Source organism: Rhodococcus sp. Z13 (genome assembly GCF_025837095.1).
In the GTDB taxonomy this organism is placed as follows: Bacteria; Actinomycetota; Actinomycetes; order Mycobacteriales; family Mycobacteriaceae; genus Rhodococcus; species Rhodococcus sacchari.
Window position 1 is genome coordinate 3446477 of the sequence record NZ_CP107551.1, and the last position, 25245, is coordinate 3471721.

Consider the following 25245-nt stretch of genomic DNA (forward strand, 5'->3'; position numbering starts at 1 on the left):
AGCAGAAATGTCCACAGGGGTGCCTCAAAGAAGCCTGGCAAACGACCTCGAACGGCTCGCCTCGGAGCCCGATTAGTCGAACAGGCGTACCGATAGAGTGACCGCTCCCGTCGCCCGCGTCAAGACTGCGCTTCCGGAACGGGTCCTCCGCCCCTACCGGTCGCGGATCTCCGACACCAGCCAGCGGCCGTCCGTCTTCTCCATCCGGACCAGCAGCGGCGCCGCCGCGCTCCCCTGCGCGATGCCCTCCCCGGTGGCACTGACGTTGATGTAGGCGGCGACCTCCGCGTGCGTGTCGTCGAGCATCGAGGTGCCGATGTGCAGCACGTTCACCTCGGTGACCGTGCTGGTCTGGATCGCCGCCTGCTTGGTCACCTCCGCCGTCTCGTCGAACTCCTCGAGCCGTTCGGGGGTCAGCAGCTCTCGGATCCGGGCGAAGTCCTCGTCGATGGTCCGGTAGTCGTAGCCGTGCATGGCCTCGATCGCGGACTTGGCGGCCTCGGTGACCTCCTGCGTCGCAGTGCTGTCGACCCAGGCCCGGTTGGAGACGTCGGCACCCGGACGGAACGCGGCGATCACCGCGACGACGGCGAGCGCGACCGCCACGGCACCGAGCAGCACGACCGGACCCCAGCCCCGGGACCGGCCGGCCCCGGTCTCGGTCTCGGGCTCGGACTCGGGCTCGGGCTCCGGCTCGGACCCGGCGGCGGGCTGCGGGGCCGCGGGCGGCACCTCCTCGACGGGTCTCTCCGGCGCGGTGGCCGTGTCCTCCGCCTCCGGCGCGGTGGCCGTCTCCTCCGGCGCCGCCTTGTCGAGGTGGACCTGCCCGGTCCGGGTCTCCTCCGGGATCGCGGTCGGCGGGACGATCCGCTCGGCGGACTGCTCGGCGGGCGGGGTGGAGCGGGGCGGTCGCGAGGTACCCGCGACCTTCGGGCGCCGGCGCGGCGGTCCGCTCGGTCCGGTCTTCCGTCGCTGCGGGGGCACTACTTCTTCTCCTCGATCGAAGTGCGGATGGTCGGAGCGGGAAACGTCACGGCCCGGCCTCCCCTTCCGGCGGGCTCTGCTGTGCCGGATCGCCGGCGGGAGCCGGAGCCGCCGGATCGCCGGCAGGAGCCGGAGGCGTCGCGCCCGGAGGCACACCCGCGTCCATCTCCGTGGAGACGAGCGGCTCGATGAGCTCGGCCTTCCACGTCCCGCCGTCCTCACGCATCGACACCACCACCGGCACCTTGTTCACCACATAGAACTGCGGGGTATCCGTGCGCACCGCCAGCACCACGAGGGCCTTCGCCACGTCGTCGTCGGTGTTCAGCTCCGTCAGCGTGCCGAACAGCACCTCCGCGGACATGCTCGTGCCGGTCTCGGCGACCCGGTCGCGGATGTCCTGCTCGGTCGCCTCGAGATCGCCTACCAGCGCGTCGCCGGTGATCGACGAGCGCATGTTCTCGATCGAGGTGTCCACGTCGTCGGCATCGACGCTGTTGAGGTTGACGGCGGCCTGCATGGCCCCCGACAACGCCGCGTCACGGGCCTCGGCGACCGGCTTCTCCACGATCAGCGCGCGGGCCCAGCCGTAACCGAACCAGCCCGCCGCGACCAGCGCGGCGGCAGCCAGCACACCGACGACGATCGTCGCCACCCTGCGTGCCGTGTCCTTGCCCGCCCCGCCGGTGGCGGGCGCCGGCGCGGACGACGCGTCGGACGAACTCGGGGACGGCGTCGATTCACTCACTGCACAAACCTACTCACTGCTCACTTCGGGGTGACCCCGAGCAACGGCGCCAGCTGCGTCGCGATCGGGTTCAGGTTGAGCTTGTCGGGATCCTTCTTCGGGATGAAGTCCCAGGGCTGGATGGTCGCCGGATCGGCGAAGACGATGCGGTTCGCGCTCCGCACACCGGTGACGCTGCCCTGCGGCACCTCGCAGGACGCCTCCGTGTTGAACGGGAAGTCCTGCTGGGTGTCGTCGAAGTTCGGGTCCTGGGCCCGCATCTGCGCCAGGATCTCCTGGGTTCCCTCGTAGCCGATGGTGCACGACGGCGGGTTGTTGGTTTCGAGCACGATGCCCTGCCGGACGGCGCCGTCACCCGGCGCGGTGGTGCTGGCGGTGGCGGCGACGGCGGGAAGGAAGGCCAGCAGCGGCTGCAGAGCGATCGCCTGCGGCGCCACCGTTTCCCCCACCAGCGCGAGGTTGGTGAGGTTCGCCGTCAGACCCGGGCCCGTGCCCTGCATCAGCTGCGTGAGCTGATCGCTCGCGTCGGTGCCGGTCTCGATCAGGCGGCGCAGGTCCGGGTCGCTGTCGCGCAGCTGCGCGGTGACCAGCTCGAGATCGGAGCTGAACTGCCGGATCGCCGACGACTGCTCCGACTGGGTGGCCAGCACCGTGTAACTGTCGCGCACGAGCCCGACGGTCTGCGGCAGGTACTCCACGCCCATGTCGCTCAGCCCGGCGAGCGCGTCGACGAGCACCTGTAGGTCGTCGCCGCGACCGTCGAAGGCGTCGCCGAGTTCGGTGACGACCGTGCGGAGCGGTTCCAGCGGCACCGACCGCACCAGGCCGTTCGTGCTCACCAGCAGGTCCTCGACCGGGGTGGGCAGATCCTCCTCGTCGCCCTCGATGACGGAGCCGTCCTCGAGATAGGGACCCTCGTCGTTCGGCGGCAGGAGATCGATGTACTGCTCACCGATCGCCGAGCGGTTGGCCACGACGGGACGCGCCGACGCCGGGATCTGCGGGCCACCGTTGTCCAGGTGCAGCTCCACGTTGATGCCGTCGTCGGTGAGCGAGAGCGTGCCGACCCGGCCCACCGGGACACCGCGGTAGGTCACCTCGGCGTTCTCGAAGATGCCGCCGGCGCGCGGGAAACGCACGTCCACCGTGTACTGGCCGAAGCCCATCAGATTGTCGAGCCGCACGTAGCGGGCACCGACGAAGGTGATACCGAACAGCGCGATGATCACGAACAACGCGAGCTGCACCTTCACCAGGCGTGATCTCACTGCCCACCCCCGAGTCCGAGCTGATTCAGTACTCCCTGCAGCGGCCCCTGCGGGGCCCCGCCACCGGTGTCCGTGTCTCCGGATTCCCGGTCGGCCGACGCATCCGTCAGGCCGGGGATCTCCACCCCCTCGGGCAGGTCGAGACCCATCTGCTGCGGGGTGGGCAGGATCGGCAGCAGCGACACCGTCGGCCAGCCCGGCCGCGGCCCGTTGCCGTCGTAGTAGGGATTGGACGGATCGACGAGCGGCTTCGGGTAGCCGAACTTCGGCTCGCGGTAGACCGGCTCGCCCTGCCCCACGCCGAGCGCGGCGAGGGCGTCACCGATCTGCAGGTCGACGATGAGGAACAGGTTCACCGAGTTGCCCTGCGTGACCTTCTCGACCCCGTCCGGGAACGGGACGGTGGGCAGGAAGGCGAGGGCGTCGACGAGATCCTCACCCGACGCGGCGAGCTGCTGCAGGGTGGGCCGCAGTGCCAGCAGGTCGGCGATCAGGTCGTCCTTGGACTGCTCGAGCACGTCCACCCCGGCTTCGCCGAGGCGGTCGAGCTGGGCGAGCAGCGCGGTGAGCTGCGGCCGCTGCTGTTCGAGCACCTCTGTGGCGACCGGGAGCTCGTCGAGGACCGCCGCGATCTTGTCGGTCTGGTCGGCGACCCGCACGGTCAGCGCATCGAGGCCGTCGAGGGCACGGGTGATGTCGTCACGCTGCTGTTCGAGGCCGGTGATGAGCGCCTCGGCCTGCTCGAGCAGGCTACGGGTGGTGTCCTCCCGCCCCTCGAAGGCCGTGGACAGCTCCTCGACCACCGGCGCGAGCTGACCCACACCGCCACCGTTGAGCAGCAGCGACAGCGCACCGAGGACGGGTTCGAGTTCGGTCGCGTGCCGGGTGCGGTCGAGCGGGATCACGTCGCCGTCCGAGAGCCGCCCGGTCGGGGCCTCCCCTTCCGGCGGGGTGAGCTGGACGAACTTCTCGCCCAGCAGGCTCGACTGCTCGACGGTCGCGAACGCGTTCGCCGGCAGGTCCACCGCGCCGTCGAGCACGATGTCGACGTCGGCGGTCCACCCGTAGTCGGAGGCCACCGCGATCTTCTCGACGCGGCCGACCGGCACACCGTCGACCTTGACACTGGACTGCGGGACGAGGTCGAGCACATCGTCGAACTGGATGGTCACGTGGATGGGGTCGCTGCCCACGTTCGCGCCGCCCGGCAACGGGATGTCGGACAGGCCGCCGCAGCCGGTCACCGTCACCGCGACCGCACACGCCGCCGCGCCGAAGGCCGTCGCGCGGGGCCCTCTCGCCGTACGGGTCACCGATCTCCTCCCTGGAGGTCGAACCGGGGCGAGACCACACCGGGCACGGTGCCCGGGGTGACCTGCCGCTGGATGTTCTCGCCGCTGAGCACGCCGAACGGCAGAATCAGATCCGGCGAACGCTGGTCCTCGGTGATCTGCGTCGCCACGTCGCGGCAGCGGTCGATGACCGGCCGCATCTGCCGGCCGAGCTGCTCGAACCGCGGGTCGCCGGGAACCAGCTGACCCAGATCGATCAGCTTGCAGATCACCCCGGCGGGGTCCTGCAGGTCGGGCAGCACCAGACGCGACGCCAGGACACCGGCCTCGGCGTCGTAGGAGTTGACGAGGTTGCTCACCGCCAGGGGCAGCAGGGTCAGCGAGTCGACGAGTTCCTGCCGGCGGTTGGCGACGGTCTCGGTGATGGGCACGAGCGCGTCGACGTTGTCCTTCAGCGCGGCCTGGTTGTCGCGCACGAAGGACGCCACCTCACCGAGGGTCACCGACAGCTGGTTGAGCGCCTCCCCCAGGTTCTGCCGCTCCCCGGCGAGGAAGCCGGACAGGTCGGCGAGCTGGGAGTTGAACTGGCGCACCTGCTGGTCGTTGGCGGCGAGGGCGCTGACGAAGACCTGCAGGTTCTCGATGGTGCCGTACAGGTCGTCGCGCGATTCGTTGAGTGTGCGCGCCGCCTTCGACAGCTCCTCGATGCTCTTGCCCAGAGCCTCACCGTTGCCGGCGAGGTTCTCGGCACCGACCTCAACGAAGTCCGTGAGCGCGCCCTCCTTGTTGGCGCCTTCGGGGCCGAGCGCCCGCGACAGTTCCTCGATGCTCGCGTAGAGCTGGTCGACCTCGACGGGGATCGCGGTGCGGTCCCGTTCGATCACGGCGCCGCTGCTCATCTTCTCGCCACCGGTGTAGGCGGGGGTGAGCTGGACGTAGCGGTCGGCGACCACGGACGGGGTGATCTGCACGGCCCGCGCGTCGGCGGGGATGTCGACACCGCGGTTGACCCGCATGCCGACCTTCACGACCTCACCCTGGGGTTCCACGGACGTCACCGTGCCCACCTCGACGCCGAGGACCCGCACGTCGGAACCCTCGTAGATGCCGACGGCCTTGTCGAAGTAGGCGGTGATCTCCGTCGTCCCGTAGCGGGTGAGGAACCACCATCCGGCTCCGGCGATCGCCACCGCGACCGCCGTGACCAGCGCGACGAGGGCGACGAGGCGGCCGCGACCCGTCCGGGCCTCACCGTTGTCGGTGTGCGCCATCAGTTGCCCCCTTCCAGACGGCGGCCGGGCTCACGGTAGCCCGGGATCTCGGGCAGGCCCGGCGGGGTGAGGTTCACGACCACCTGGTCGAACCACCGGCCGTTGCCGACCACGTTCGTGTAGACGCGGGCGAACGGTTCGTACAGCTGCATGGCCCGGTCGATGTTGTCGTTGTTCTCCTGGAGGATGTCGACGACCCCGCGCAGCTTCTGCAGCGCCGGCCCGATCTGCTCGCGGTTCTCCTCCACCAGGCCCGACAGCTCGGTCGACAACCGCTTGGTGCCCTCGAGCAGCTGGGAGATCGCCTGCTGCCGGTTGTTGAGCTCGGCGACGAGCAGCGCACCGTCGGAGATCAGCCGGTTGAACTCGGCGTTGCGGTCGGCGAGAACCTGCGAGACGTTGCCGGTCGCTTCGAGCAGCTTCTTCAGCTCCTGGTCACGGCTGGAGATCGTCTCCGACAACCGGCCGATGCCGTCGAGCGAGGCCCGGATGTCGTCGGGGGTGTCGGCGAACGCGTCGGACAGGGCCCGGAAGCTGTCGGCGAGCTGGTCCGAGTCGATCTCACCCAAGGTGGTGGCCGCCGACGAGAACGCCTCGATCACGTCGTAGGGCGCGACCGTGCGTTCCAGCGGGATCCGGTCGTCGGGGTTCAACACCTCGCTGCCGCGCGGGTCGAGCGCGAGGTACTTCTGCCCGAGGATCGTCTTGATCTGGATCGACGCGGAGGTGTCGTTGCCGATCCAGGCGTCCTTGACCTGGAAGGACACGACGACCCGGTCGCCTTCGAGTTCGATCCCGGTGACCTTGCCGACCTTGACGCCGGCGATGCGCACCTCATTGGTGGGTTTCAGGCCCGCGGCCTCGCTGAACTCGGCCTTGTAGGTGGCCCCCGCCCCGATGATCGGCAACGAGTCGAGGAAGAAGGCGGACAGTGTGGCCAGCAGAATCACGACGATGCCCAGGGCACCGGCGGCAGCCGGACTGCGGCGTTTGCTCATCGTCCCTGCAACTCCTGCATCCCCTCCTGCGTGCACCTCTTGGCCGCATTCGTGTAGATGGGTTGATTCACCGTGGGCAGCCCCGTCGGCAGGTTCAGATACGGCACGGAGCCGGGGCCCGCGATGATGTCGATACCGCACAGGTAGAACTGGAACCACGAACCGTAGCTCGCGACGCGGCCGAGCTTCTCCAGCTTGACCGGCAGGTTCTCCAGCACGGCGTCGACGGAGTCCCGCCGGCCGTTCAGCGTGCCGGTCAGCTGATCCAGGGCCGTGATCGACTGGGCGATCGACGGTCGCGTGGGTTCGAGGACGTCGGAGACCGCGTCGGTCAGACCGGCCATCGACTGCACCGCCGCGCCGACGGTGTCGCGGTCGGCGGCGAGCCCGCTGACCAGCGCCTGCGTGTTGACGAGCAGCGAGTCGAGTTGCTCGTCGCGTTCGTCGATCGTGGCGAGCACGGTGTTGAGGTTGTCGATCACCGCACCGATGACGCGATCCTTGTCGGCGATGGTGTTGGTCAGCGTCCCGGTGCTGCGGACGAGTTCGTCGACGGTGCCCCGCTCCCCCTGGAAGACCTGGATGATCTGGTACGACAGCTTGTTCACGTCCTCCGCGCTGAGCGTCTGGAAGAGCGGACGGAAACCGTCGAACAGGGTGGTCAGGTTGACCGCCGGCTTGGTGCGGTCGAGCGGGATGGTGTCGCCCGAGGTCAGCTTCTCGCCCTGCCGGCCGTCGCCCTGACCGAGGGCGATGTACCGCTGGCCGACGAGGTTGCGGTAGCGGATGGTGGCAGTGGCGCTCGCGGGCAGCCAGTCACGTTGCTCGAGCGAGAAGGTCACCTTCGCCTCGCGCTCGTTGACGATGGAGATGTCCTCCACCTGGCCGACCCGCACACCGGCGATGCGCACGTCGTCACCCTTGTTGAGGGAAGTGACGTCCGAGAAGATCGCGTGGAACTTCGTGCCTCCTCTTCCCCCGACGCTCGCGATGGTCGCGGCGAGGACGGTCGTCGCGAGGATCGTGACGACGGCGAAGATCACCAGTTTGACGAGGGGTGCAGTCAGTCCTCTCACTGGAAGCTCACCTCCGCACCGCGCATGGCGGGAGCGCCGAGCCGGGTGGTCCACGAGGGGACCTCCTCCGGGTCGACACCCGTGGCCTGGCCGTAGATCACGTCGAGGGTCTCCTGCTCCATGCGCGAGCCGGCATACGAGACGGGGGTGGCGGCGTCGTCACCGGTGAGACCGATGATCTCGCTCACCGAATCGGGAACACCCGAACCCTCCGGCGCGGGGAAGTAGCTCATGTTCGCCGGACCCGGATTGCGGGACGGCACCTGGTAGGAGCCGTCGTTGATCGACCCGCCGGGGTACTGCGGGAAGGGCCGCCCGGGCTCCCGGACGTCGTCGTAGCAGGCAGGGCCCCGGTCGTCGAGCATGCGGGGCTCGTCCTGGTTGGGCAGGTAGCGGCCCTTCGGGTTCGTGAACTGGATGTTCGCGCGCACACCGGGGAAGGGATCGTCCGCGGCGAGGAGATCGGTCGCGGCCGGGAGCGCATCGGCGAAGCCCCGGAGCATGCACGGATAGGACGGCGAGTACCGGGCCAGCAGCTGCAGTGCCTCCTTCGAATCCGCGGACAGCGAGATGATCGACCGCGAGTTCTGCTCGACGAAGTCCGCGGTGAGCGACGACGCGGTCGTGCCGCTCGCGAGCAGTGTGCGGATCTGGTTCTGCTTCTCGACGACGGTGTCGCCGGTGGTGCGCAGGTTGTTCAGCGCGTCGACCAGGTCGGGGGCCGCGTCGGCGTAGGTCTGGGAGAAGTCCGCCAGCCCGCGCAGGTCCTCCTGGAGGGTGGGCAGTTCGACGTTCACCTCGCGGAAGATCTGCTCGAGGTTGTCGACCGTCCGGCCCAGGGTCTCGCCGCGTCCGCTCAGACCCTGGGCGAGGGCGCCGAGGGTATTGGCGAGATCCTGCGGCGGGATGGCCTCGAGCAACGGCAGCAGCCCGTCGAGCACCTCGCCGAGTTCGACGGTGCGCTCGCTGGTGTCCTGGTGGAGAACGTCGCCGTTGCTGATGGGCGGGCCCGGGTCCTCCGGGATGATCAGCGAGACGTAGCGCTCACCGAAGAGGGTCTTCGGCAGCAGCTGCGCGGTGGCATTGACCGGGATCAGGTCGGCCTTGTCGGGCTGGATGGCCAGGTGCGCGGTGACGTTGCCGCCCTCGGCGCTCGTGCCCCGCACCTCACCGACGATCACGCCACGGGCCTTGACGTCGGCGTTGAGCGGCAGCGCGTTGCCGATGCTGTCGGTGCGCAGGTCGACCTCGACCACCTTCGTGAACGTCTTGTTGTAGAAGGCGATCGTGATGTACAGGAACAGCGCCACCACGAGGAAGAAGATCACGCCGAGCACGCGGCGACGCAGGACGGAGGTCGTGGGTTCGCTCATCCGGCCACCCTCACCGTGGTCGTGGTGCCCCAGATCGCGAGGCTGAGGAAGAAGTCAAGGACTGCGATGGTGACGATCGCGGTACGCACCGCGCGACCCACCGCCACACCGACACCGGCGGGACCGCCACTGGCGTGGAACCCGTAGTAGCAGTGGATGAGGATCACGACGAACGCGAACACCAGCACCTTCGCGAACGAGTAGAGGACGTCCTCCGGTGGTAGGAACAGATAGAAGTAGTGGTCGTACGAGCCGCTGGACTGGCCGTTGAACAGGGTGCTGATCACGCGGGTCGCGAGGTAGGCCGCGAGCAGGCCGATGATGTACAGCGGGATCACGGCGACGAAGCCGGCGATCATCCGGGAGGTCACCAGGAACGGCACCGACGGCACGGCCATGACCTCGAGGGCGTCGATCTCCTCGCTGATGCGCATGGCTCCGAGCTGTGCGGTGAAACCGCAACCGACGGTCGCCGACAGGGCGAGCGCCGCGACGATCGGAGCCAGCTCACGGGTGTTGACGTAGGCGGAGAGGAAGCCCGTGAGGACCGAGGAGCCGAGCTGTTCGAGCGCCGCGTATCCCTGCAGACCGACGACGACGCCGGTGAAGCCGGACATCATCGCGATGACGCCGATCGTGCCGCCGATGACGGCGAGCGCGCCGCTGCCGAAGGTGACCTCGGCGAGCAGCCGCAGCACCTCCTTGCGGTAGTGCGTGACGGTCCGCGGGGTCCACGCGACGGCCCGCGCGTAGAAGGACATCTGATCCCCGGCGCGGTCGAGCACGTTCAACGGTGCGCGCACCGCTCGGCGACCCCGGAGAAGCAGGAGATCTCCGCGGCCTCTGGAGACTGTCATCTGGTCAGGATCCCTTCGCAGGAACGATCTGCAGGTACACCATCGTCAGGATCAGGTTCGCGAAGAACAGCAACAGGAACGTGATGACGACGGTCTGGTTCACGGCTTCACCGACGCCCTTCGGCCCGGCTCCGGGGTGCAGCCCCTTGTAGGCGGCGACGACCCCGGCGATCAGGCCGAAGATGAGGGCCTTGAGCTCGGCGACGTAGAGATCGGGGAGCTGCGCGAGAGCCGAGAACGAGGCGAGATAGGCACCCGGTGTACCTCCCTGCAGGACCACGTTGAAGAAGTAGCCGCCGGCGATGCCGATGACGGACACGAGTCCGTTGAGCAGGACGGCGACGAACATCATGGCGAGTACACGGGGGACGACGAGGCGCTGGACGGGGTTGATGCCCAGCACCTCCATGGCGTCGATCTCCTCGCGGATCGTGCGCGAACCGAGATCGGCGGTGACGGCCGAGCCGGCGGCACCGGCAATGAGCAGGGCGGTCACGATGGGACTGCCCTGCTGGATCACCGCGAGGACGCTCGCGGCACCGGTGAACGATTCGGCACCGAGCTGCTTGATCAGCGACCCGGTCTGCAGCGACACGACCGCACCGAACGGGATCGCGACGAGCGCGGTCGGCAGGATCGTCACACTGGCGATGAACCATGCCTGCTCGATGAACTCGCGGAACTGGAAGGGCCGGCGGAAGGTGTTCCGCACGACCTCTACGAACAGTTCGACGATGTTCCCGGCCTGGGTGAGTGCCCCGTGCACAGGGCGCACGAGTGAGCTACCAGCCCCCATCTACTCTCCTACTTCGTCAGCCCCGGGGCTGTGCTAGTTCTGGGCCTGCGGCTGCTGGGGTCCCTCCGGGGAGTAGACCGGGATGACCTGGGTGTCGTCGTCCGCGTAGCCGTGCTGTGCGGGATAGCCGGAGTGAGCGGGGGCGACGCCGCCGTGCTCGAGGTCTTCGAGGATGGCCTGCTGAGCCTTCTCTGGCAGGGTGTGCAGGATCGAGCGCACCCGCTCCTGGCGGCGCCGCACGGCCTTGCGTTCGGGCATGCCGGGGGTGGCCTGCATCTGCGGGACGATGCCCTCGACATCCTCGACGCCACCGGCGTGGTGACCGGCCTCGACGAGCGCCTGCTCGTGGGCCATAGTGGCCTCGTCCTTCTCCTCCGACATGCCGATCGGGCCGATCATGGTGCCGTTGAGGAACTGCTTGACGACCGGTTCGTCGGAGGTCAGCAGCACTTCGCGAGGTCCGAACATGACCAGCTGTCGGCGGAAGAGCATGCCGATGTTGTCGGGCACCGTGCGTGCCAGGTTGATGTTGTGCGACACGATCAGGATGGTCGCGTCGATCTCGGCGTTGATGTCGATCAACGTCTGCGAGATGTAGGTGGTGCGAACCGGATCCAGACCCGAGTCGGGCTCGTCGACCAGGATGATCTCGGGGTCGAGCACCAGGGCGCGGGCCAGGCCGGCGCGCTTGCGCATACCGCCGGAGATCTCACCCGGGAGCTTGCTCTCGGCGCCGAGCAGACCGACGAGCTCGAGTTTGCTCATCACGATCTGCCGGATCTCGGATTCGGACTTCTTGGTGTGCTCGCGCAGCGGGAACGCGACGTTGTCGTACAGATTCATCGATCCGAACAGCGCACCGTCCTGGAACAGCACCCCGAACAGCTTGCGGATCTCGTAGAGCTCCTTGCTCGAGCACTGCAGGATGTCGGTGCCGTCGATGACGATCGAGCCCTCTTCGGGACGCAGCAGACCGATCAGCGACTTGAGGAACACCGACTTGCCGGTGCCCGACGGGCCGAGCAGTGCACTGACCTCACCCGCCGGGAGCGTGAGTGTCACGTCCTGCCAGATTCGTTGCGAGCCGAAGGACTTGGTCAGCCCCTCGACGGAAACCTCGACTCCCACCATTACCTCCGCGCTGTCCGATGCAGTAGCCCCCACGTGTGGGTTGGGCCACTCTATCGCATCGAAGTGGTAGCTGTGACAACCGATCCTACTAATGAGTAAGGATCGGGTACAACCGCAGCGACATAGGTCAACTTATGCAGTGACCTGCAGGAACGCAGGCTTCCGCCACGGCACCGACGGGCGGGAGATCGACGGGCCGTACCCGGCCCGGATACGCCGAAGGGCCGTTCCCGCGAGTGTATTTCGCGGGAACGGCCCTTGCAGGCTTACCGTCCGACAGGCGTCGGAGACGCCCACCGGGAGGTGGAAACCGTCTTACTTGACGGTGACCTTGGCGCCGGCCTCCTCGAGCTTGGCCTTGGCAGCGTCGGCAGCGTCCTTGGCGACCTTCTCCAGGATCGGCTTCGGAGCACCCTCGACGAGGTCCTTGGCCTCCTTCAGGCCCAGGCCGGAGACGATCTCGCGAACGACCTTGATGACCTGGATCTTCTTGTCGCCGGCACCCTCGAGGATGACGTCGAACTCGTCCTGCTCGGACTCGGCCTCAGCGGCACCGGCGGCCGGAGCACCGGCAGCGGCGACGGCGACCGGAGCAGCAGCGGTGACCTCGAAGGTCTCCTCGAAGGCCTTGACGAACTCCGAGAGCTCGAGCAGGGTCAGTTCCTTGAAAGCGTCGAGCAGCTCTTCGGTGGTGAGCTTCGCCATGGTGGCGGTCCTTCCTGATAAGTCCCATCTCGCCGTGTGGCGACCGGATGGGAGGGTGCGTGCCGGGGCACGCATGGATGTTTCTTTCGCAGTGATGCCGATTCGCCGTGGGGCGGATCGAAATCAGGCAGCCTCTTCGCCCGCCTTCTTCTCCTGCAGAGCGGCCGCGAGGCGCGCCACCTGAGAAGCGGGGGCATTGAACAGGCCGGCAGCCTTTGCCAAGTTGCCCTTCATCGCGCCGGCGAGCTTGGCCAACAGCACCTCGCGGGACTCGAGGTCCGCGATCTGGTTGACCTGCTCCACGGACAGCGCAGCGCCGTCCATGTAGCCGCCCTTGATGACGAGAGCCTTGTTGTCCTTCGCGAAGTTCTTCAGAGCCTTCGCAGCGTCCACCGGCTCGCCCTTGACGAACGCGATGGCGGTCGGACCGACGAACAGGTCGTCGAGACCCTCGACGCCCGCCTCAGCGGCGGCACGCTTGACCAGGGTGTTCTTGGCGACGGAGTAGGTGGCACCCTCTCCGAGAGCGCGACGCAGCTCGGTCAGACTTCCCACCGACAGACCACGGTATTCCGTGATCACGGCAGCCGTGGAGGTCTTGAACTGCTCGGTGATCTCCGCAACTGCGGAAACCTTCTCGGGCTTTGCCATACTTCGCCTCCTCTCAGTAACAGTCGTTTTCCCGGTGTCCCGATTGGGACGCCCCACCGGGGACCGAAGGGCGCCGGAAACGACGAACGCCCCGGGCGCAGGGCACACGGGGCGTACAGGAGGAGGAACATCGATCGCGCCCGAGAGCGCAGTCGGAGTTCGCATCTCCCCTAACCTCGTTCACCTGCGTGGGCCGCCGGATGGATCCGGACCTTCAATCGATTCCGCACGCGGAAGCGATGACCAACGGTCTTGGGTAGAACATGATCGGGGTGAAGATCGGCACACGCCGAACTACCCGACCACTGTAGCCGACGACGTGCGGAGAATGCAAAACGACCGGCACAGCGATGCTGTGCCGGCCGTTCCGTGAAGAGTACGAGGGGTACTCGCTGCGGGAGCGAGAACCTTACTCGGCGTCCTCGAGAAGGTTACGCGTGCGCTGCGGGTCCACCGGGATGCCCGGGCCGGTGGTCGTGGCGATCGTGATCTTCTTGATGTAGCGGCCCTTGGCGCTGGACGGCTTGGCACGGAGCACCTCGTCCAGAGCGGCGGCGTAGTTCTCGACCAGCTTGTTCTCGTCGAACGAGGCCTTGCCGATCACGAAGTGCAGGTTGGCGTTCTTGTCGACACGGAAGTTGATCTTGCCGCCCTTGATGTCGGTGACGGCCTTCGCAACGTCCGGGGTGACCGTGCCGGTCTTCGGGTTCGGCATGAGGCCACGGGGACCGAGGACGCGAGCGATACGACCGACCTTGGCCATCTGGTCCGGGGTCGCGATCGCGGCGTCGAAGTCGGTCCAGCCGCCCTGGATGCGCTCGATCAGGTCCTCGGCACCGACGACGTCGGCACCGGCGGCCTCGGCCTCGGCGGCCTTCTCGCCGACCGCGAAGACGACGACGCGAGCGGTCTTACCCGTGCCGTGGGGCAGGTTGACCGTGCCGCGCACCATCTGGTCCGCCTTACGGGGGTCCACACCGAGTCGCATGGCGACCTCGACGGTGGCGTCGTAGTTCTTCGACGACGTCTCCTTCGCGAGCTTCGCAGCCGCGAGCGGGGAGTACAGGTTGTTCGAATCGATCTTCTCGGCGGCGGCGAGGTATGCCTTGCTGCGCTTTGCCATGTTCTGTCCTAACTTCTCACCGGACGGTGAATGGTTCGGGGGTGGTAGCGGGCCTGGCCGGCCCTCCCACACGTGCTGGTTCGATCAGCCTTCGACCGTGATGCCCATCGAGCGCGCGGTGCCGGCGATGATCTTCGCGGCGGCCTCGATGTCGTTGGCGTTGAGGTCTTCCTGCTTGACCTTGGCGATCTCGCGCAGCTGGTCCATGGTCACGGAGGCGACCTTGGTCTTGTGCGGCTCGCCGGAGCCCTTCTGCACACCCGCTGCCTTGAGCAGCAGCTTGGCGGCCGGCGGCGTCTTCAGCTTGAAGTCGAAGGAACGGTCCTCGTAGACCGTGATCTCGACCGGCACGACGTTGCCACGCTGCGACTCCGTCGCGGCGTTGTAGGCCTTGCAGAACTCCATGATGTTGACGCCGTGCTGACCCAGCGCGGGGCCGACCGGCGGAGCCGGGTTGGCCTGACCGGCCTGGATCTGGAGCTTGATGAGCCCGGCGATCTTCTTCTTCTTGGGGGGCATCTCTATTCCTAGTTTCTTGCTCGGTGTGGATCTTGCGTATTGCTACTGCAAGCTTGTGTGCGCCGGGTGCCGGCGCCGTCGGATCCTCGCGACCGTCAGATCTTCGACACCTGGTTGAACGACAGCTCCACAGGAGTCTCGCGGCCGAAGATCGACACCAGGACCTTGAGCTTCTGCTGCTCGGCGTTCACCTCGCTGATGGAGGCGGGCAGCGTGGCGAACGGGCCGTCCATGACGGTCACCGACTCGCCGACCTCGAAGTCCACCTCGATGGTGGGCTTGGACACGGCGGCAGGAGCCTGCTCGCCGGCCGTCTGGGCACCGGCAGCGGGCTTCTTCGCGGCCTGCTGCGGGAGGAGGAACTTCACGACCTCCTTGATGGTCAGCGGCGACGGGCGCGAGGTGGCGCCCACGAAACCGGTCACACCGGGGGTGTTGCGGACGGCGCCCCACGACTCGTCGTTGAGCTCCATGCGCACCAGGACGTAGCCGGGCAGGACCTTGCGGTTGACCTGCTTGCGCTGACCGTTCTTGATCTCGGTGACCTCTTCGGTGGGCACCTCGACCTGGAAGATGTAGTCGCCCAGGTCCAGGTTCTGCACGCGGGTCTCGAGGTTGGTCTTGACCTTGTTCTCGTAGCCGGCGTAGCAGTGCACGACGTACCAGTCGCCGGCCTCACGGCGCAACTGCTTCTCGAGCTCTGCAGCCGGGTCGACCTCGGCTTCGGCGGCCTCGGGGGCGTCGCCCTCCGTCTCGTCGGCGGTCGCGTCGGCGAGCGGGGTCTCGGACTCGAGGGCCTCGGTGCCCGCCTCCGCCGACTCTGCCGTCGCGTCGTCAACCAAGGCCTCGTCCGAAACGTGCTCTTCGGCCGAAGGCTCGTACGAGTCGTTCTCGGGGGTGCTCACCGGGCACTTTCCTCTCGTCGATCACATTTTTCGTCTCGCGCGCTGTGCAGGACAGGCGCTAGCCGAACAACCAGCTGACGCCCTGTACGAACGCCAGATCCAATCCGAAGATGAACGCCGTCATGGCAGCCACGAACACCAGCACGACGATCGTGTAGGTGGTCAGCTGCTTGCGGTTCGGCCAGATCACCTTGCGGAGCTCGGCGATGACCTCACGGAAGAAGCGGCTGAGGCGCTTGAAGATGTTCTCGGACTTCTTTGCGGCGGGACGGTCGCCCACGGCCGTGGCCGAACGGGTCGTCTTCGTCGTGGACACCGCGGTCTTCTCGGATGCCGAGGAACCGGCTCCGCGACGGGCGGCGCGCTTGCCGCTCGGACGAGCGGCCGCAGAGGAACCGTCGGGGGTCGCGCCGGTGGTCGTGTCAGCGTCGCCGGGGGTGGACCCTGCTGTGCCGCTGTCGCGCTGACCGCGCTCCTCGCTCACATCGTTCCTCTCGGTCGCTGGCAGTCCGGGGGCAGGGGCGACAGGACTTGAACCTGCAACCTGCGGTTTTGGAGACCGCTGCTCTGCCAATTGAGCTACGCCCCTTTGGTCGATCCTTCGACCGCTCGCCTCACGCGAGGGTCCGGAATCGACCCATCTGCGACCACATGACACGCGCGCCACTCCGTCGGGCCGTTACGGCCTTCGAAGAGCAGCGCGCTGCTATGCGATCCCAGAAGCCTAAGTGTACTGCATTGCCCCGGGACAAACCCAATCCGCTGGCCGTCAGGCCAAACGGACCGTTGCCGTGGCCCGACCGAAGATCTTACGACCCTCGGACCTTGCCACTATAGCGACCACTGCTGTCTTGCTTTCCGCGTCCATCGACTTGATCTTGCCGGTGAACTCGATCGCGGCGGCCTTGTCGGCCTCCACATATACCGGACTGGTGAACCGAACGTTGTATTCGGTCACCGCTCCGGGGTCTCCCAGCCACTCCGTGACGAAGCCGGCTGCGATGCCCATCGAGAGCATGCCGTGCCCGACGACATCACGCAAGCCGGCGAGCTCGGCGACCTTGTCGCTCCAGTGGATCGGGTTGGGATCACCCGACACACCCGCGTAATGGACCAGGTTACCGCGGGTCAGAGTGACGGTCTTGGGTGGGAGTTCGTCCCCTACGGAGACGTCCTCGAAACTACGGAGCGACATGCATCACCACATCCTTGACGGCGTGAGCGATGTTCTCGTCGACCTCTCCGCCGGACCGGGCCACGAGCGTCGTCCACGAGGTGAGCACGAGGTTGTCGTACGCGTCGGTGATGACGTTCTTCGTGGTGATGATGTCGCTGCCGGCGGCCTGACGGAAGTCGTCGAGGTAGACGTCGCAGAACAGGCGATCACCGGCCACGATCGGGCGGTGGTACACCATGCGCTGGTCCGTCTGCATGATCTGGCTGAGGTCGTAACCGGTGACGACCTCCTCGAACAGCTTGCGCTGCGCGATCATGCCGATGATGGAGACGAACGTCAGGGGGGCGATCACCCCGTCGTAACCGAGACCGCGGGCGGCCTCGTCGTCGTGGTGTGCCGGGTGGAAGTCGCGGACGGCTCGGGCGTACTCGCGGATCTTCTCGCGCCCGACCTCGTAGTAGTCGGCCACACGGTAGTGGTGCCCGACCATCGACTTGGCGTGCGCGGCGGCGTCGAACGGGATCCCGGCCTGTTCGGTCGCCTCCACAGATTCCTGGTTCACGAGCAAGTCCGTCATACGCAAAACCTCCGCAATTCCGGCGACGCCAACTGGCGCGGTCGGTATTGCGGAGACCTCACGCGTCGACGTCTGTCCGACTGGCTACTTCGACTCGCGGTGCGTCTGATGCGTACCGCAGTTCGGGCAGAACTTCTTCAGCTCGAGCCGGTCGGGGTCGTTGCGCCGATTCTTCTTGGTGATGTAGTTGCGGTGCTTGCACACCTCGCAGGCCAGGGTGATCTTCGGCCGAACGTCAGTAGAGGAGGCCACGGGATGCCTTCTTTCGCGTCAATCCGATCATTAACGATCAGGGTGGATCCATTGAACTTTGGTAGCGGTGACCGGACTTGAACCGGCGACGCAACGATTATGAGTCGTTTGCTCTACCAACTGAGCTACACCGCCTCGGTGTCGAGTGTCGCTACGATGGCGGCACCTCAATCCAGCGAGCCCCCTGACGGAATCGAACCGTCGACCTTTTCCTTACCATGGAAACGCTCTGCCGACTGAGCTAAGGGGGCGTGGCCACCGGAGCATCTCTGCTCGCTGCGGCCTCCAAAAGATTACACACACTCGGTCCCAGTACAAAATCCCCAGGTCAAAGGCCCAAAACCGGGCGCTTTTCGACCACCCGGATCCACCTCCTCTCCCCTCCCCTGCGCCGCACCGCTCCCGGGAGGGCCGGCCCGTACCGCCCCGGAGCCGCCAGGCGGTCCGGAACACGGACCCGGACCGGAGTGCACGGCCCCGGAACACGGACCCCGGAATGCAGAAAGGCCCCGGTTCCGAAGAACCGGGGCCTTTCCGGTGGCAGGTGTAGGATTCGAACCTACGTAGGCATACGCCGACGGATTTACAGTCCGCTCCCATTGGCCGCTCGGGCAACCTGCCGGGTGCTATCGGGATCACGTCCTCGATGCGTTTGGAAGAATACAACGCATACCCCCCCGAAACGCAAACCGGGTGGTCACGGCGCTGTACGAACCGATAGCGTCGGTGGGCGGAAACCCGTTTGCAATCGACCCGAAAGTGGAGTGAGACGTGGCAGATTCGTCGTTCGACGTGGTGAGCAAGGTCGACCGTCAGGAAGTGGACAACGCACTGAACCAGGCGGCCAAGGAGATCTCCACCCGCTTCGATTTCCGGAACACCGGCGCACGCATCGAGTGGTCGGGCGACGAGGCCATCACGATCACCGCCGAGACCGAGGACCGTGTGCGCGCCGCCCTCGAGGTCTTCAAGGAGAAGCTGATCCGCCGCGACCTGTCGCTGAAGTCCTTCGACGCCGGTGAGCCGGTCCAGTCCGGCAAGACCTACAAGATCACCGGCACCCTGGTGCAGGGCATCAGCCAGGAGAACGCGAAGAAGATCTCGAAGCTCATCCGCGACGAGGGCCCCAAGGGCGTCAAGGCCCAGATCCAGGGCGACGAACTGCGTGTGAGCGGCAAGAAGCGCGACGACCTGCAGGCCGTGATCGCGCTGCTGAAGAACGCAGACCTCGACATCGCGCTGCAGTTCGTCAACTACCGCTGACGACCCCGAAACATGGAACGCCGCCCGCGACGGTTCGTCGCGGGCGGCGTTGCACGTTCAGGTGTCGGTGAGGGCAGCCCCGGGTCAGCGGATCCCGGCCATGCGCTCGAGACGGGCGATGCGGTCCGCCATGGGCGGGTGGGTGGAGAACAGCCGGCTCACCTTGTCGCCGGCCCGGAACGGGTTGGCGATCATCATGTGCGACTGCGCGGCCAGCTGCGGCTCCGGCGGCAGCGGCGCCGCCTGCGTGCCCATCTCGAGCTTGCGCAGCGCCGACGCGAGCGCCAGCGGATCCCCGGTGAGCTCGGCGCCCGACTGGTCGGCCTGGTACTCGCGGGACCGCGACACGGCCAGCTTGACCACCGTCGCCGCGATCGGCCCGAGCAGCGAGACGAGCAGCAACGCGAACGGGTTCGCGCTCCCTTCCCGGTTGCCGCCGAAGGCCGACGCGAAGAACGCGAAGTTCGCCAGGCCCGAGATGACCGAGGCCATCGCGCCGGCGATCGAGGAGATCAGGATGTCGCGGTTGTAGACGTGGGCGAGCTCGTGCCCGAGCACCGCGCGCAGCTCCCGTTCGTCGAGGATCTGCAGGATGCCGCTCGTGCAGCACACGGCCGCGTTGCGGGGATTGCGGCCCGTCGCGAAGGCGTTGGGCGCGTTGGTCGGGCTGATGTACAGCCGCGGCATCGGCTGGTGCGCCGTGGTCGCCAGCTCCCGCACGATCCGGTACATCACCGGCGCCTGGACCTCGGTGACGGGCTGGGCGTGCATGGCCCGCAGGGCGAGCTTGTCGCTGTTGAAGTACGCGTAGGCGTTCATGCCCACCGCCAGCACGATCGACAGCAGCAGGATCGTCGAGTTCTGGAACAGCGCGCCGATGAACACGATCAGCGCGGACATTCCGATCAACAGACCCGCCGTCTTGAGCCGATTCGAATATCCGTGCACGTCACAACCCTCCGCACCACGATCCTGCCACTCGTTCGTCCAACGAACGAGCAACAGGTCCCGGTTCCCGCGGGTCAGCCCACGCGGGCGATGGTGAAGTCCACGAGCCGCCGCAGCGCCTCGTTCGCCGGCCCCTGAGGCAGGGCCGCCAGTTCCTCGCGTGCGCGGTCCGCGTAGGTCTGCAGGGTGCGCTTCGCCGCGTCCATGCCCGGCGACCGCGACAGCAGCTCCAGGGCCTCCGCGACGTGCTCCTCGTTCTCGATCGGTCCGACGAGCAGCTCCCGCAGCCGGTCGGCCTCCGGTCCGGTCTCCTTCAGCGCGTAGAGCACCGGGAGGGTGTACACGCCCTCGCGGAGGTCGGTGCCGGGGGTCTTGCCCGACTCCGTGGTGTCCGACGAGATGTCGATGATGTCGTCGACGATCTGGAAGGCCGTGCCGACGGCGTCGCCGAGCCGTTCGAGGCGCGCGACGTGGTCGGGGTCGGCACCGGAGAAGGTGCCGCCGAAGCGTCCGCTCGCCGCGATGAGCGAACCGGTCTTCTCCCACACCACGCGCAGATAGTGCTCGATGGGATCGTCGTTCTTCCGGGCGCCGATGGTCTCGCGCATCTGCCCGGTGACCAGCTCGGCGAAGGTCTCGGCGATGATCTGCACGGCGGACGGGCCGAGCGTCGACACCAGTCGCGACGCGTGCGCGAACAGGTAGTCGCCGGCGAGGATGGCGATGCTGTTGCCCCACCGGACGTTGGCACTCGGGGCGCCGCGCCGCATCGTGGCCTCGTCCATCACGTCGTCGTGGTACAGCGTGGCGAGGTGCACGAGTTCCACGACGGTCGCCGCGGTGACCACCGCGGGGTCGTTCGGATTCGGGCCGAGCTGGGCCGTGAGGATGGTGAACAGCGGCCGGAACCGCTTGCCCCCTGCCTTCGCCAGATGCAGCGCGGCCTCGGTCAGAAAGTCCTCGCCGTCGGACAGCTCCTCGACGAGAAGTTTCTCCACGCTCGCGAGGCCGTCCCTGACGGTCGCCGCGAGAACCGGATCGCCGAGTTCCACACCGGCCACGACGGTGCTCGGCGCCGCGTCGGCCGAACCGGCGGTCCGAGCCGCCCCCTCAGTGCTCACGATGACGTACCCATCCTGTTCTGTCGCCTCGACTTCACGGTAGTGAACCTAGCCGTTCGGCCCTCGCTCCACCTCGCCGAGGCGGCAGAGCGCGGCCTGAGAAGATGGACCGGTGGTGGCCGAACACTCCGCGCACGATCCGCGGCAAACCCCGTCCCGTGTCCCCGACAGTACCGATGTCCTCGTCGTCGGCGCCGGTCCAGCCGGTTCCGCGGCCGCGGCGTGGGCTGCCCGAGCGGGCCGCGAGGTGCTGCTGGTGGACGCCGCGACCTTCCCCCGCGACAAGACGTGCGGTGACGGACTGACCCCGCGCGCCGTCGCCGAGCTCGACCGTCTGGGCCTCGGCGACTGGCTGCGCACCCGCACCACGAACCGCGGTCTGCGTCTCGAGGGCTTCGGTGGCCGCTTCGAACTGCCCTGGCCCGAGTCGTCCTTCCCCTCCGAGGGCAGCGCCGTGCCCCGCACCGAACTGGACGCGCGGATCCGGCAGGTCGCGCTCGACTCCGGGGCCCGGGCGGTCGACGGGGCGAAGGCCGTCGACGTCGAACGCGACGGCAACCGGGTCACCGCCGTGGTCCTCCGCACCGCCGACGGCCCGCGGACGGTGCACTGCCGGAGTCTCGTCGTCGCCGACGGGGTGCGTTCCCCGCTCGGCAAGGTGCTCGGCCGACGTTGGCACCGGGACACCGCCTACGGCGTGGCCGCGCGGGCGTACGCGACGTCGCCGCGCAGCGACGATCCGTGGATCACCTCGCACCTCGAGCTGCGGGACGACGCGGGGGTCGTGCAGCCGGGTTACGGGTGGGTGTTCCCGCTCGGGACGGGTGAGGTCAATCTCGGGGTGGGCACGCTCGCGACGGCCTCCCGGCCCGCCTCGGGGGCGCTGAAGCCGCTCATCGAGCTGTACGCGCGGCAGCGCCGCGACGAGTGGGGTCTGGGCGAGGTCACCCGGATGGCGTCGGCGCTGCTGCCGATGGGCGGTGCGGTCTCGAACGTCGCCGGGACGAACTGGGCGCTCGTCGGCGACGCCGCGGCGTGCGTCAACCCGCTCAACGGCGAGGGCATCGACTACGGCCTTGAGGGTGGACGGCTGCTCGCCGAACTGCTCGGCAGCGAGGATCTGACCGAACTGTGGCCGCAGACCCTGCGCGAGCACTACGGCCGCGCGTTCTCCACCGCGCGGCGCCTGGCCGGTCTGCTGACCGTCCCCCGCTTCCTGCCGTCGACCGGCCCGATCGCGATGCGGTCGCGGGCGATGATGTCGGTCGCGGTGCGGGTGATGGGCAATCTGGTGACCGAGGAGGACGCCGATCTCGTCGCGCGGGCATGGCGCGCGAGCGGGCACCTGTCGATGCGCTGGGACCGGCGGCCCCTGTTCGCCTGAACCGCTCGCGCCGCGGCTACGTGCGGACGGCGTGGTGCAGGGCGGTGATGCCGCCGGTGAGGTTGCGCCACTTCACGTCACCCCAGCCCGCCGCCTCGATGCGCCGGGCGAGCGCCTCCTGGTCGGGCCACGCCCGGATGGATTCGGCGAGGTAGACGTAGGCGTCGGGGTTGCTGCTGACCGCCCGCGCGACCCGCGGCAACGCCCGCATCAGGTACTCCATGTAGACAGTGCGCAGGGGTTCGCGCACGGGAGTGGAGAACTCGCACACCACCAGGCGGCCGCCGGGCTTGACCACCCGCGCGATCTCGCGCAGGCCTGCATCGGGATCGGCGACGTTGCGCAGGCCGAAGGAGATGGTCGCGGCGTCGAACACCGCGTCGGCGTAGGGCAGGCGCATCGCGTCGCCGGCGACCATCGGCACGTTGCGGAACCGTCCGGCCTGCAGCATGCCCTTGGAGAAGTCGGTGGCCACCACCCAGGCGCCCGACCGTCCGAGTTCGACGGTGGAGACGCCGGTGCCGGCGGCGAGGTCGAGCACGCGTTCGCCGGGCTTCAGGTCCAGGGCCGCGCGCGTCGCACGACGCCAGCCGCGGTCCTGACCGAAGGACAGGACGGTGTTGGTGAGGTCGTAGCGTGCCGCCACGCCGTCGAACATGGACGCGACCTCACGCGGATCCTTGTCGAGGGACGCGCGTGATCCGTGAGTTCTTGCCACGGCCGAGACGTTACCCTCTCCCCTCCCCCGCTCCGGCGGCTCAGGCGGGCGGGAACCGTCGGCGCAGCCACAGCAGGATCGGCACCGCGATCAGCCATGTGACGAGAATCACCGACCCTACGGGGATCAGCGCGACGCGGGCGTCACGTCCGGTTACGCGGACGAGATCGGGATCGCTGCGCGCGTACTCGACGGCGATGCGCTGGCCGGTGGTCAGCCCGGTCGGATAGAGAACTCCCAGCTCGGGATTGTGCGTCACCCCGTCGGGTGTGACGAACCTCACCGCCGAGCGCAGCGACCCCGCGGACAGCACCTCCGCGACCGCGGTGCCCATGTCGGAGCGGATGGTGTGGTCGTTGCGCAGCGCCCCGAGGAACAGGATCACCGAGAGCGCCGAGACGGCCACGGCGACGACGAGAACCGCGCGGTACGCGCGGGTGGGCCCGCTCACAGCTGTGCCCGCACCGCCGCGTGCAGCTCGCGCAGACCGGCCCGGTCGGTGGTGATCTCGAGCACACGGATGCCCCCGGCCGGTGGCTCGGGATCGGCGAGCGCGACGGCGAGTCCCTGCAGGTCGGGCCGCTCGTGCGGAATCCGGTAGGCGGCGCACAGTGCCGCGAGGTCCATGCCGTGAGGGGTGCCGAAGACCCGCTCGAAGACCCCCGCGTACTGCGGGTCGCCCTGTTCGAGGAGCTCGAAGATGCCACCGCCGTCGTCGTTGGCCACGACGATGGTGAGATTGCGCGGCCGCGGCTCGGACGGGCCGATGAGCAGGCCCGACGCGTCGTGCAGGAAGGTCAGGTCGCCGAGCAGCGCGACGGTGCGGCCCTCCTCGTAGGCCAGTGCGGCGCCCACCGCGGTGGACACGGTGCCGTCGATTCCGGCGACACCGCGGTTGGACAGCACCTTCACGTCCCGCTTCGGGTAACTCACCAGGGCGGCGTCGCGCACGGGATTGGATGCGCCGAGCAGCAGCTGGTCGCCGTCGCGCAGGGCGTCGGTCACCGTGGCGGCGACGTGCAGGCCGGTGGCCTTGGGATGCGCGTCGAGCTGGGCGCGCACGACCTTGTCGGTGTGGGCGGACAGTTGCCGGCACCGTTCGAGCCACGCCTCGTCCGGCTGCCCCGAGGTCACGGCGCGGGTGCCGGTGGCGAGGACGTTGCCGGACACGTCGGGCCAGCGCGGGCCGGTGGTCAGCGCGTACACCGCGACCGACGGGTCGGCGAGCAGCGCCGAGACCGGGCGGTGCAGGGTGGGGCGGCCGGTGATGATCGCCTGCCGCGGCTTCAGGTGCGGCAGGGCCATCGGGTGCAGCGGGATGCCGTGCAGCGGCGCCGTGGGTTCGGCGACGGTCGGCAGGTGCGACAGCTCGGGGCGGTAGGCGGAACCGTGCCCGGAGATCACCACGGTGTCGGGTGTGAGATCGATCTCGAGGGGGACGTCGAGGGTGGCGTTCACCGTCGTGGTCCAGGCCCTGCCGTCCGGGCGGCCCTCCGGCACCGGGCCCTTGGGGTCGAGCTCGGGCACGAGGGGCTCGCGCAGCGGGATGTCGAAGTGCACCGGGCCGGCGTTGCCGGAGCGGGTGCCGCGGGCGGCGGCGAGCACCCGGCTGACCGCCGAGCGCCACTGGCTGTTCTGTTCGATGCCCTCCGCCAGGCCCAGGCTGATGGTCGCGCGCACCTGGGTGCCGAACAGTCCGAGCTGTTCGACGGTCTGGTTGGCGCCGGATCCGAGCAGTTCGTAGGGGCGGTTGGCGCTGAGGACGATCAGTGGCACGCGGGCGTAGTTCGCCTCGAGCACGGCCGGTGCGAGATTCGCCACAGCGGTGCCGGAGGTCATCACGACCGGCACGGGCTGTCCCGAGGAGAGCGCCAGGCCGATCGCGAGGAAGCCGGCGGTGCGTTCGTCGATGCGCATGTGCAGGCGCAGTCGTCCCTCGGCGTCGGCGGCCTGGAGCGCGAACGCGAGTGGGGCATTGCGTGATCCCGGACACAGTACGACGTCCCGGACACCGCCTCGGGCGAGTTCGTCGACGACAGCGGTGGCCTGGGCAGTGGACGGATTCACGTCGTCCAGGGTAGTTGCGCCGCCGGTGTGGTCAGAATGGA

27 protein-coding genes and 4 tRNA genes are annotated in these 25245 nt (G+C 68.2%); 2 read left to right on the forward strand and 29 right to left on the reverse strand.

Translation table 11 applies throughout. From position 1 onward, the window contains the following. Window positions 1-153 precede the first annotated feature (153 nt). The 24 genes from OED52_RS15645 to OED52_RS15760 form a co-directional block, all read right to left on the reverse strand. Complete coding sequence (locus OED52_RS15645) at window positions 154-984, reverse strand: Tim44 domain-containing protein (RefSeq protein ID WP_264151768.1); 831 nt, start codon at window positions 982-984, stop codon at window positions 154-156. A gap of 46 nt (window positions 985-1030) precedes the next feature. Then, window positions 1031-1618, reverse strand: a complete 588-nt coding sequence (locus tag OED52_RS15650) for a hypothetical protein (RefSeq protein ID WP_264154728.1) — start codon at window positions 1616-1618, stop codon at window positions 1031-1033. A gap of 134 nt (window positions 1619-1752) precedes the next feature. Next, window positions 1753-3000 (reverse strand): MCE family protein, encoded by a 1248-nt coding sequence (locus tag OED52_RS15655; RefSeq protein ID WP_264151769.1) that lies wholly within the window; start codon window positions 2998-3000, stop codon window positions 1753-1755. Next, a complete protein-coding gene (locus OED52_RS15660) occupies window positions 2997-4313 on the reverse strand; it encodes an MCE family protein (protein WP_264151770.1) in 1317 nt (438 codons plus the stop codon). The genes OED52_RS15655 and OED52_RS15660 overlap by 4 nt, the downstream gene beginning before the upstream one ends. Continuing rightward, window positions 4310-5563 carry an MCE family protein gene (locus OED52_RS15665; RefSeq protein ID WP_264151771.1) on the reverse strand — a complete coding sequence of 418 codons (1254 nt, stop codon included), beginning with the start codon at window positions 5561-5563 and terminating at the stop codon, window positions 4310-4312. Before OED52_RS15665 ends, OED52_RS15660 begins: the two co-directional genes overlap by 4 nt. Next, window positions 5563-6561, reverse strand: coding sequence for an MCE family protein (locus OED52_RS15670; RefSeq protein ID WP_264151772.1), 999 nt, complete (start codon window positions 6559-6561; stop codon window positions 5563-5565). The genes OED52_RS15665 and OED52_RS15670 overlap by 1 nt, the downstream gene beginning before the upstream one ends. Beyond that, entirely contained in the window at window positions 6558-7637 is a 1080-nt protein-coding gene (locus OED52_RS15675) for an MCE family protein (protein WP_264151773.1), read from the reverse strand. Before OED52_RS15675 ends, OED52_RS15670 begins: the two co-directional genes overlap by 4 nt. Further along, the gene (locus OED52_RS15680) at window positions 7634-9010 is read right to left on the reverse strand and encodes an MCE family protein (protein WP_264151774.1); all 1377 of its coding nucleotides are present in this window, start codon (window positions 9008-9010) and stop codon (window positions 7634-7636) included. Before OED52_RS15680 ends, OED52_RS15675 begins: the two co-directional genes overlap by 4 nt. Then, a complete protein-coding gene (locus OED52_RS15685) occupies window positions 9007-9867 on the reverse strand; it encodes an MlaE family ABC transporter permease (RefSeq protein WP_264151775.1) in 861 nt (286 codons plus the stop codon). Before OED52_RS15685 ends, OED52_RS15680 begins: the two co-directional genes overlap by 4 nt. A 4-nt stretch (window positions 9868-9871) precedes the next feature. Continuing rightward, entirely contained in the window at window positions 9872-10663 is a 792-nt protein-coding gene (locus OED52_RS15690; protein WP_264151776.1) for an MlaE family ABC transporter permease, read from the reverse strand. Window positions 10664-10696: 33 nt separating this feature from the next. Beyond that, window positions 10697-11794, reverse strand: a complete 1098-nt coding sequence (locus OED52_RS15695; RefSeq protein ID WP_318841885.1) for an ABC transporter ATP-binding protein — start codon at window positions 11792-11794, stop codon at window positions 10697-10699. Window positions 11795-12109: 315 nt separating this feature from the next. Next, a complete protein-coding gene (gene rplL / locus OED52_RS15700) occupies window positions 12110-12499 on the reverse strand; it encodes a 50S ribosomal protein L7/L12 (protein ID WP_264151777.1) in 390 nt (129 codons plus the stop codon). 123 nt (window positions 12500-12622) lie between these two features. Then, window positions 12623-13150 carry a 50S ribosomal protein L10 gene (rplJ, locus tag OED52_RS15705; protein WP_264151778.1) on the reverse strand — a complete coding sequence of 176 codons (528 nt, stop codon included), beginning with the start codon at window positions 13148-13150 and terminating at the stop codon, window positions 12623-12625. 409 nt (window positions 13151-13559) lie between these two features. Beyond that, window positions 13560-14273 (reverse strand): 50S ribosomal protein L1, encoded by a 714-nt coding sequence (rplA, locus tag OED52_RS15710; protein WP_264151779.1) that lies wholly within the window; start codon window positions 14271-14273, stop codon window positions 13560-13562. A gap of 84 nt (window positions 14274-14357) precedes the next feature. After that, window positions 14358-14792, reverse strand: a complete 435-nt coding sequence (rplK, locus tag OED52_RS15715) for a 50S ribosomal protein L11 (RefSeq protein ID WP_264151780.1) — start codon at window positions 14790-14792, stop codon at window positions 14358-14360. 95 nt (window positions 14793-14887) lie between these two features. Continuing rightward, entirely contained in the window at window positions 14888-15697 is an 810-nt protein-coding gene (gene nusG / locus OED52_RS15720; RefSeq protein ID WP_264151781.1) for a transcription termination/antitermination protein NusG, read from the reverse strand. A 58-nt stretch (window positions 15698-15755) separates the two neighbouring features. Continuing rightward, a complete protein-coding gene (gene secE / locus OED52_RS15725) occupies window positions 15756-16181 on the reverse strand; it encodes a preprotein translocase subunit SecE (protein ID WP_264151782.1) in 426 nt (141 codons plus the stop codon). Window positions 16182-16213: 32 nt separating this feature from the next. After that, window positions 16214-16286 (reverse strand) — tRNA-Trp (locus OED52_RS15730). A 180-nt stretch (window positions 16287-16466) separates the two neighbouring features. After that, window positions 16467-16892, reverse strand: coding sequence for a (3R)-hydroxyacyl-ACP dehydratase subunit HadB (gene hadB / locus OED52_RS15735; protein ID WP_264151783.1), 426 nt, complete (start codon window positions 16890-16892; stop codon window positions 16467-16469). After that, entirely contained in the window at window positions 16879-17451 is a 573-nt protein-coding gene (hadA, locus tag OED52_RS15740) for a (3R)-hydroxyacyl-ACP dehydratase subunit HadA (protein ID WP_264151784.1), read from the reverse strand. Before hadA ends, hadB begins: the two co-directional genes overlap by 14 nt. Before the next feature lie 84 nt (window positions 17452-17535). Then, window positions 17536-17703: a 50S ribosomal protein L33 gene (gene rpmG, locus OED52_RS15745; protein WP_264151785.1), complete on the reverse strand. Its 168-nt coding sequence runs from the start codon at window positions 17701-17703 to the stop codon at window positions 17536-17538. Window positions 17704-17762: 59 nt separating this feature from the next. Beyond that, window positions 17763-17838: transfer RNA gene (locus OED52_RS15750), tRNA-Met, on the reverse strand. Between the two features lie 43 nt (window positions 17839-17881). Continuing rightward, window positions 17882-17954 (reverse strand) — tRNA-Thr (locus OED52_RS15755). A gap of 287 nt (window positions 17955-18241) precedes the next feature. After that, window positions 18242-18324, reverse strand: a tRNA-Tyr gene (locus OED52_RS15760). A gap of 150 nt (window positions 18325-18474) precedes the next feature. On the opposite strand from OED52_RS15760, the gene OED52_RS15765 reads away from it, so the two are divergent. After that, complete coding sequence (locus OED52_RS15765) at window positions 18475-18966, forward strand: YajQ family cyclic di-GMP-binding protein (protein WP_264151786.1); 492 nt, start codon at window positions 18475-18477, stop codon at window positions 18964-18966. A gap of 84 nt (window positions 18967-19050) precedes the next feature. Here the strand turns inward: OED52_RS15765 and htpX are convergent, their stop codons facing one another. Both htpX and OED52_RS15775 read right to left on the reverse strand, forming a co-directional pair. Continuing rightward, window positions 19051-19914, reverse strand: a complete 864-nt coding sequence (gene htpX, locus OED52_RS15770; protein WP_264151787.1) for a zinc metalloprotease HtpX — start codon at window positions 19912-19914, stop codon at window positions 19051-19053. 74 nt (window positions 19915-19988) lie between these two features. Continuing rightward, the gene (locus OED52_RS15775; protein ID WP_264151788.1) at window positions 19989-21035 is read right to left on the reverse strand and encodes a polyprenyl synthetase family protein; all 1047 of its coding nucleotides are present in this window, start codon (window positions 21033-21035) and stop codon (window positions 19989-19991) included. Window positions 21036-21147: 112 nt separating this feature from the next. Here OED52_RS15775 and OED52_RS15780 point away from each other — a divergent pair, with 112 nt between their 5' ends. Further along, window positions 21148-22419, forward strand: coding sequence for a geranylgeranyl reductase family protein (locus OED52_RS15780; RefSeq protein WP_264151789.1), 1272 nt, complete (start codon window positions 21148-21150; stop codon window positions 22417-22419). 16 nt (window positions 22420-22435) lie between these two features. On the opposite strand, the gene OED52_RS15785 is transcribed toward OED52_RS15780, so the two are convergent. The 3 genes from OED52_RS15785 to menD are packed head-to-tail and all read right to left on the reverse strand — an operon-like array spanning window position 22436 to window position 25204. Next, window positions 22436-23137 (reverse strand): demethylmenaquinone methyltransferase, encoded by a 702-nt coding sequence (locus OED52_RS15785; RefSeq protein WP_264151790.1) that lies wholly within the window; start codon window positions 23135-23137, stop codon window positions 22436-22438. Between the two features lie 40 nt (window positions 23138-23177). Continuing rightward, complete coding sequence (locus OED52_RS15790) at window positions 23178-23588, reverse strand: DUF3592 domain-containing protein (RefSeq protein ID WP_264151791.1); 411 nt, start codon at window positions 23586-23588, stop codon at window positions 23178-23180. After that, complete coding sequence (gene menD / locus OED52_RS15795) at window positions 23585-25204, reverse strand: 2-succinyl-5-enolpyruvyl-6-hydroxy-3-cyclohexene-1-carboxylic-acid synthase (protein ID WP_264151792.1); 1620 nt, start codon at window positions 25202-25204, stop codon at window positions 23585-23587. Before menD ends, OED52_RS15790 begins: the two co-directional genes overlap by 4 nt. Window positions 25205-25245: the final 41 nt, after the last annotated feature.

What these genes read in the sequence shown, in the direction of transcription:
- OED52_RS15665 (WP_264151771.1), bottom strand. Translation starts at nt 5,563, where the DNA reads ATGGCGCACACCGACAACGGTGAGGCCCGGACGGGTCGCGGCCGCCTC.
- OED52_RS15670 (WP_264151772.1), bottom strand. Translation starts at nt 6,561, where the DNA reads ATGAGCAAACGCCGCAGTCCGGCTGCCGCCGGTGCCCTGGGCATCGTC.
- OED52_RS15680 (WP_264151774.1), bottom strand. Translation starts at nt 9,010, where the DNA reads ATGAGCGAACCCACGACCTCCGTCCTGCGTCGCCGCGTGCTCGGCGTG.
- OED52_RS15685 (WP_264151775.1), bottom strand. Translation starts at nt 9,867, where the DNA reads ATGACAGTCTCCAGAGGCCGCGGAGATCTCCTGCTTCTCCGGGGTCGC.
- OED52_RS15690 (WP_264151776.1), bottom strand. Translation starts at nt 10,663, where the DNA reads ATGGGGGCTGGTAGCTCACTCGTGCGCCCTGTGCACGGGGCACTCACC.
- OED52_RS15695 (WP_318841885.1), bottom strand. Translation starts at nt 11,794, where the DNA reads ATGGTGGGAGTCGAGGTTTCCGTCGAGGGGCTGACCAAGTCCTTCGGC.
- rplL (WP_264151777.1), bottom strand. Translation starts at nt 12,499, where the DNA reads ATGGCGAAGCTCACCACCGAAGAGCTGCTCGACGCTTTCAAGGAACTG.
- rplJ (WP_264151778.1), bottom strand. Translation starts at nt 13,150, where the DNA reads ATGGCAAAGCCCGAGAAGGTTTCCGCAGTTGCGGAGATCACCGAGCAG.
- rplA (WP_264151779.1), bottom strand. Translation starts at nt 14,273, where the DNA reads ATGGCAAAGCGCAGCAAGGCATACCTCGCCGCCGCCGAGAAGATCGAT.
- rplK (WP_264151780.1), bottom strand. Translation starts at nt 14,792, where the DNA reads ATGCCCCCCAAGAAGAAGAAGATCGCCGGGCTCATCAAGCTCCAGATC.
- hadB (WP_264151783.1), bottom strand. Translation starts at nt 16,892, where the DNA reads ATGTCGCTCCGTAGTTTCGAGGACGTCTCCGTAGGGGACGAACTCCCA.
- hadA (WP_264151784.1), bottom strand. Translation starts at nt 17,451, where the DNA reads ATGACGGACTTGCTCGTGAACCAGGAATCTGTGGAGGCGACCGAACAG.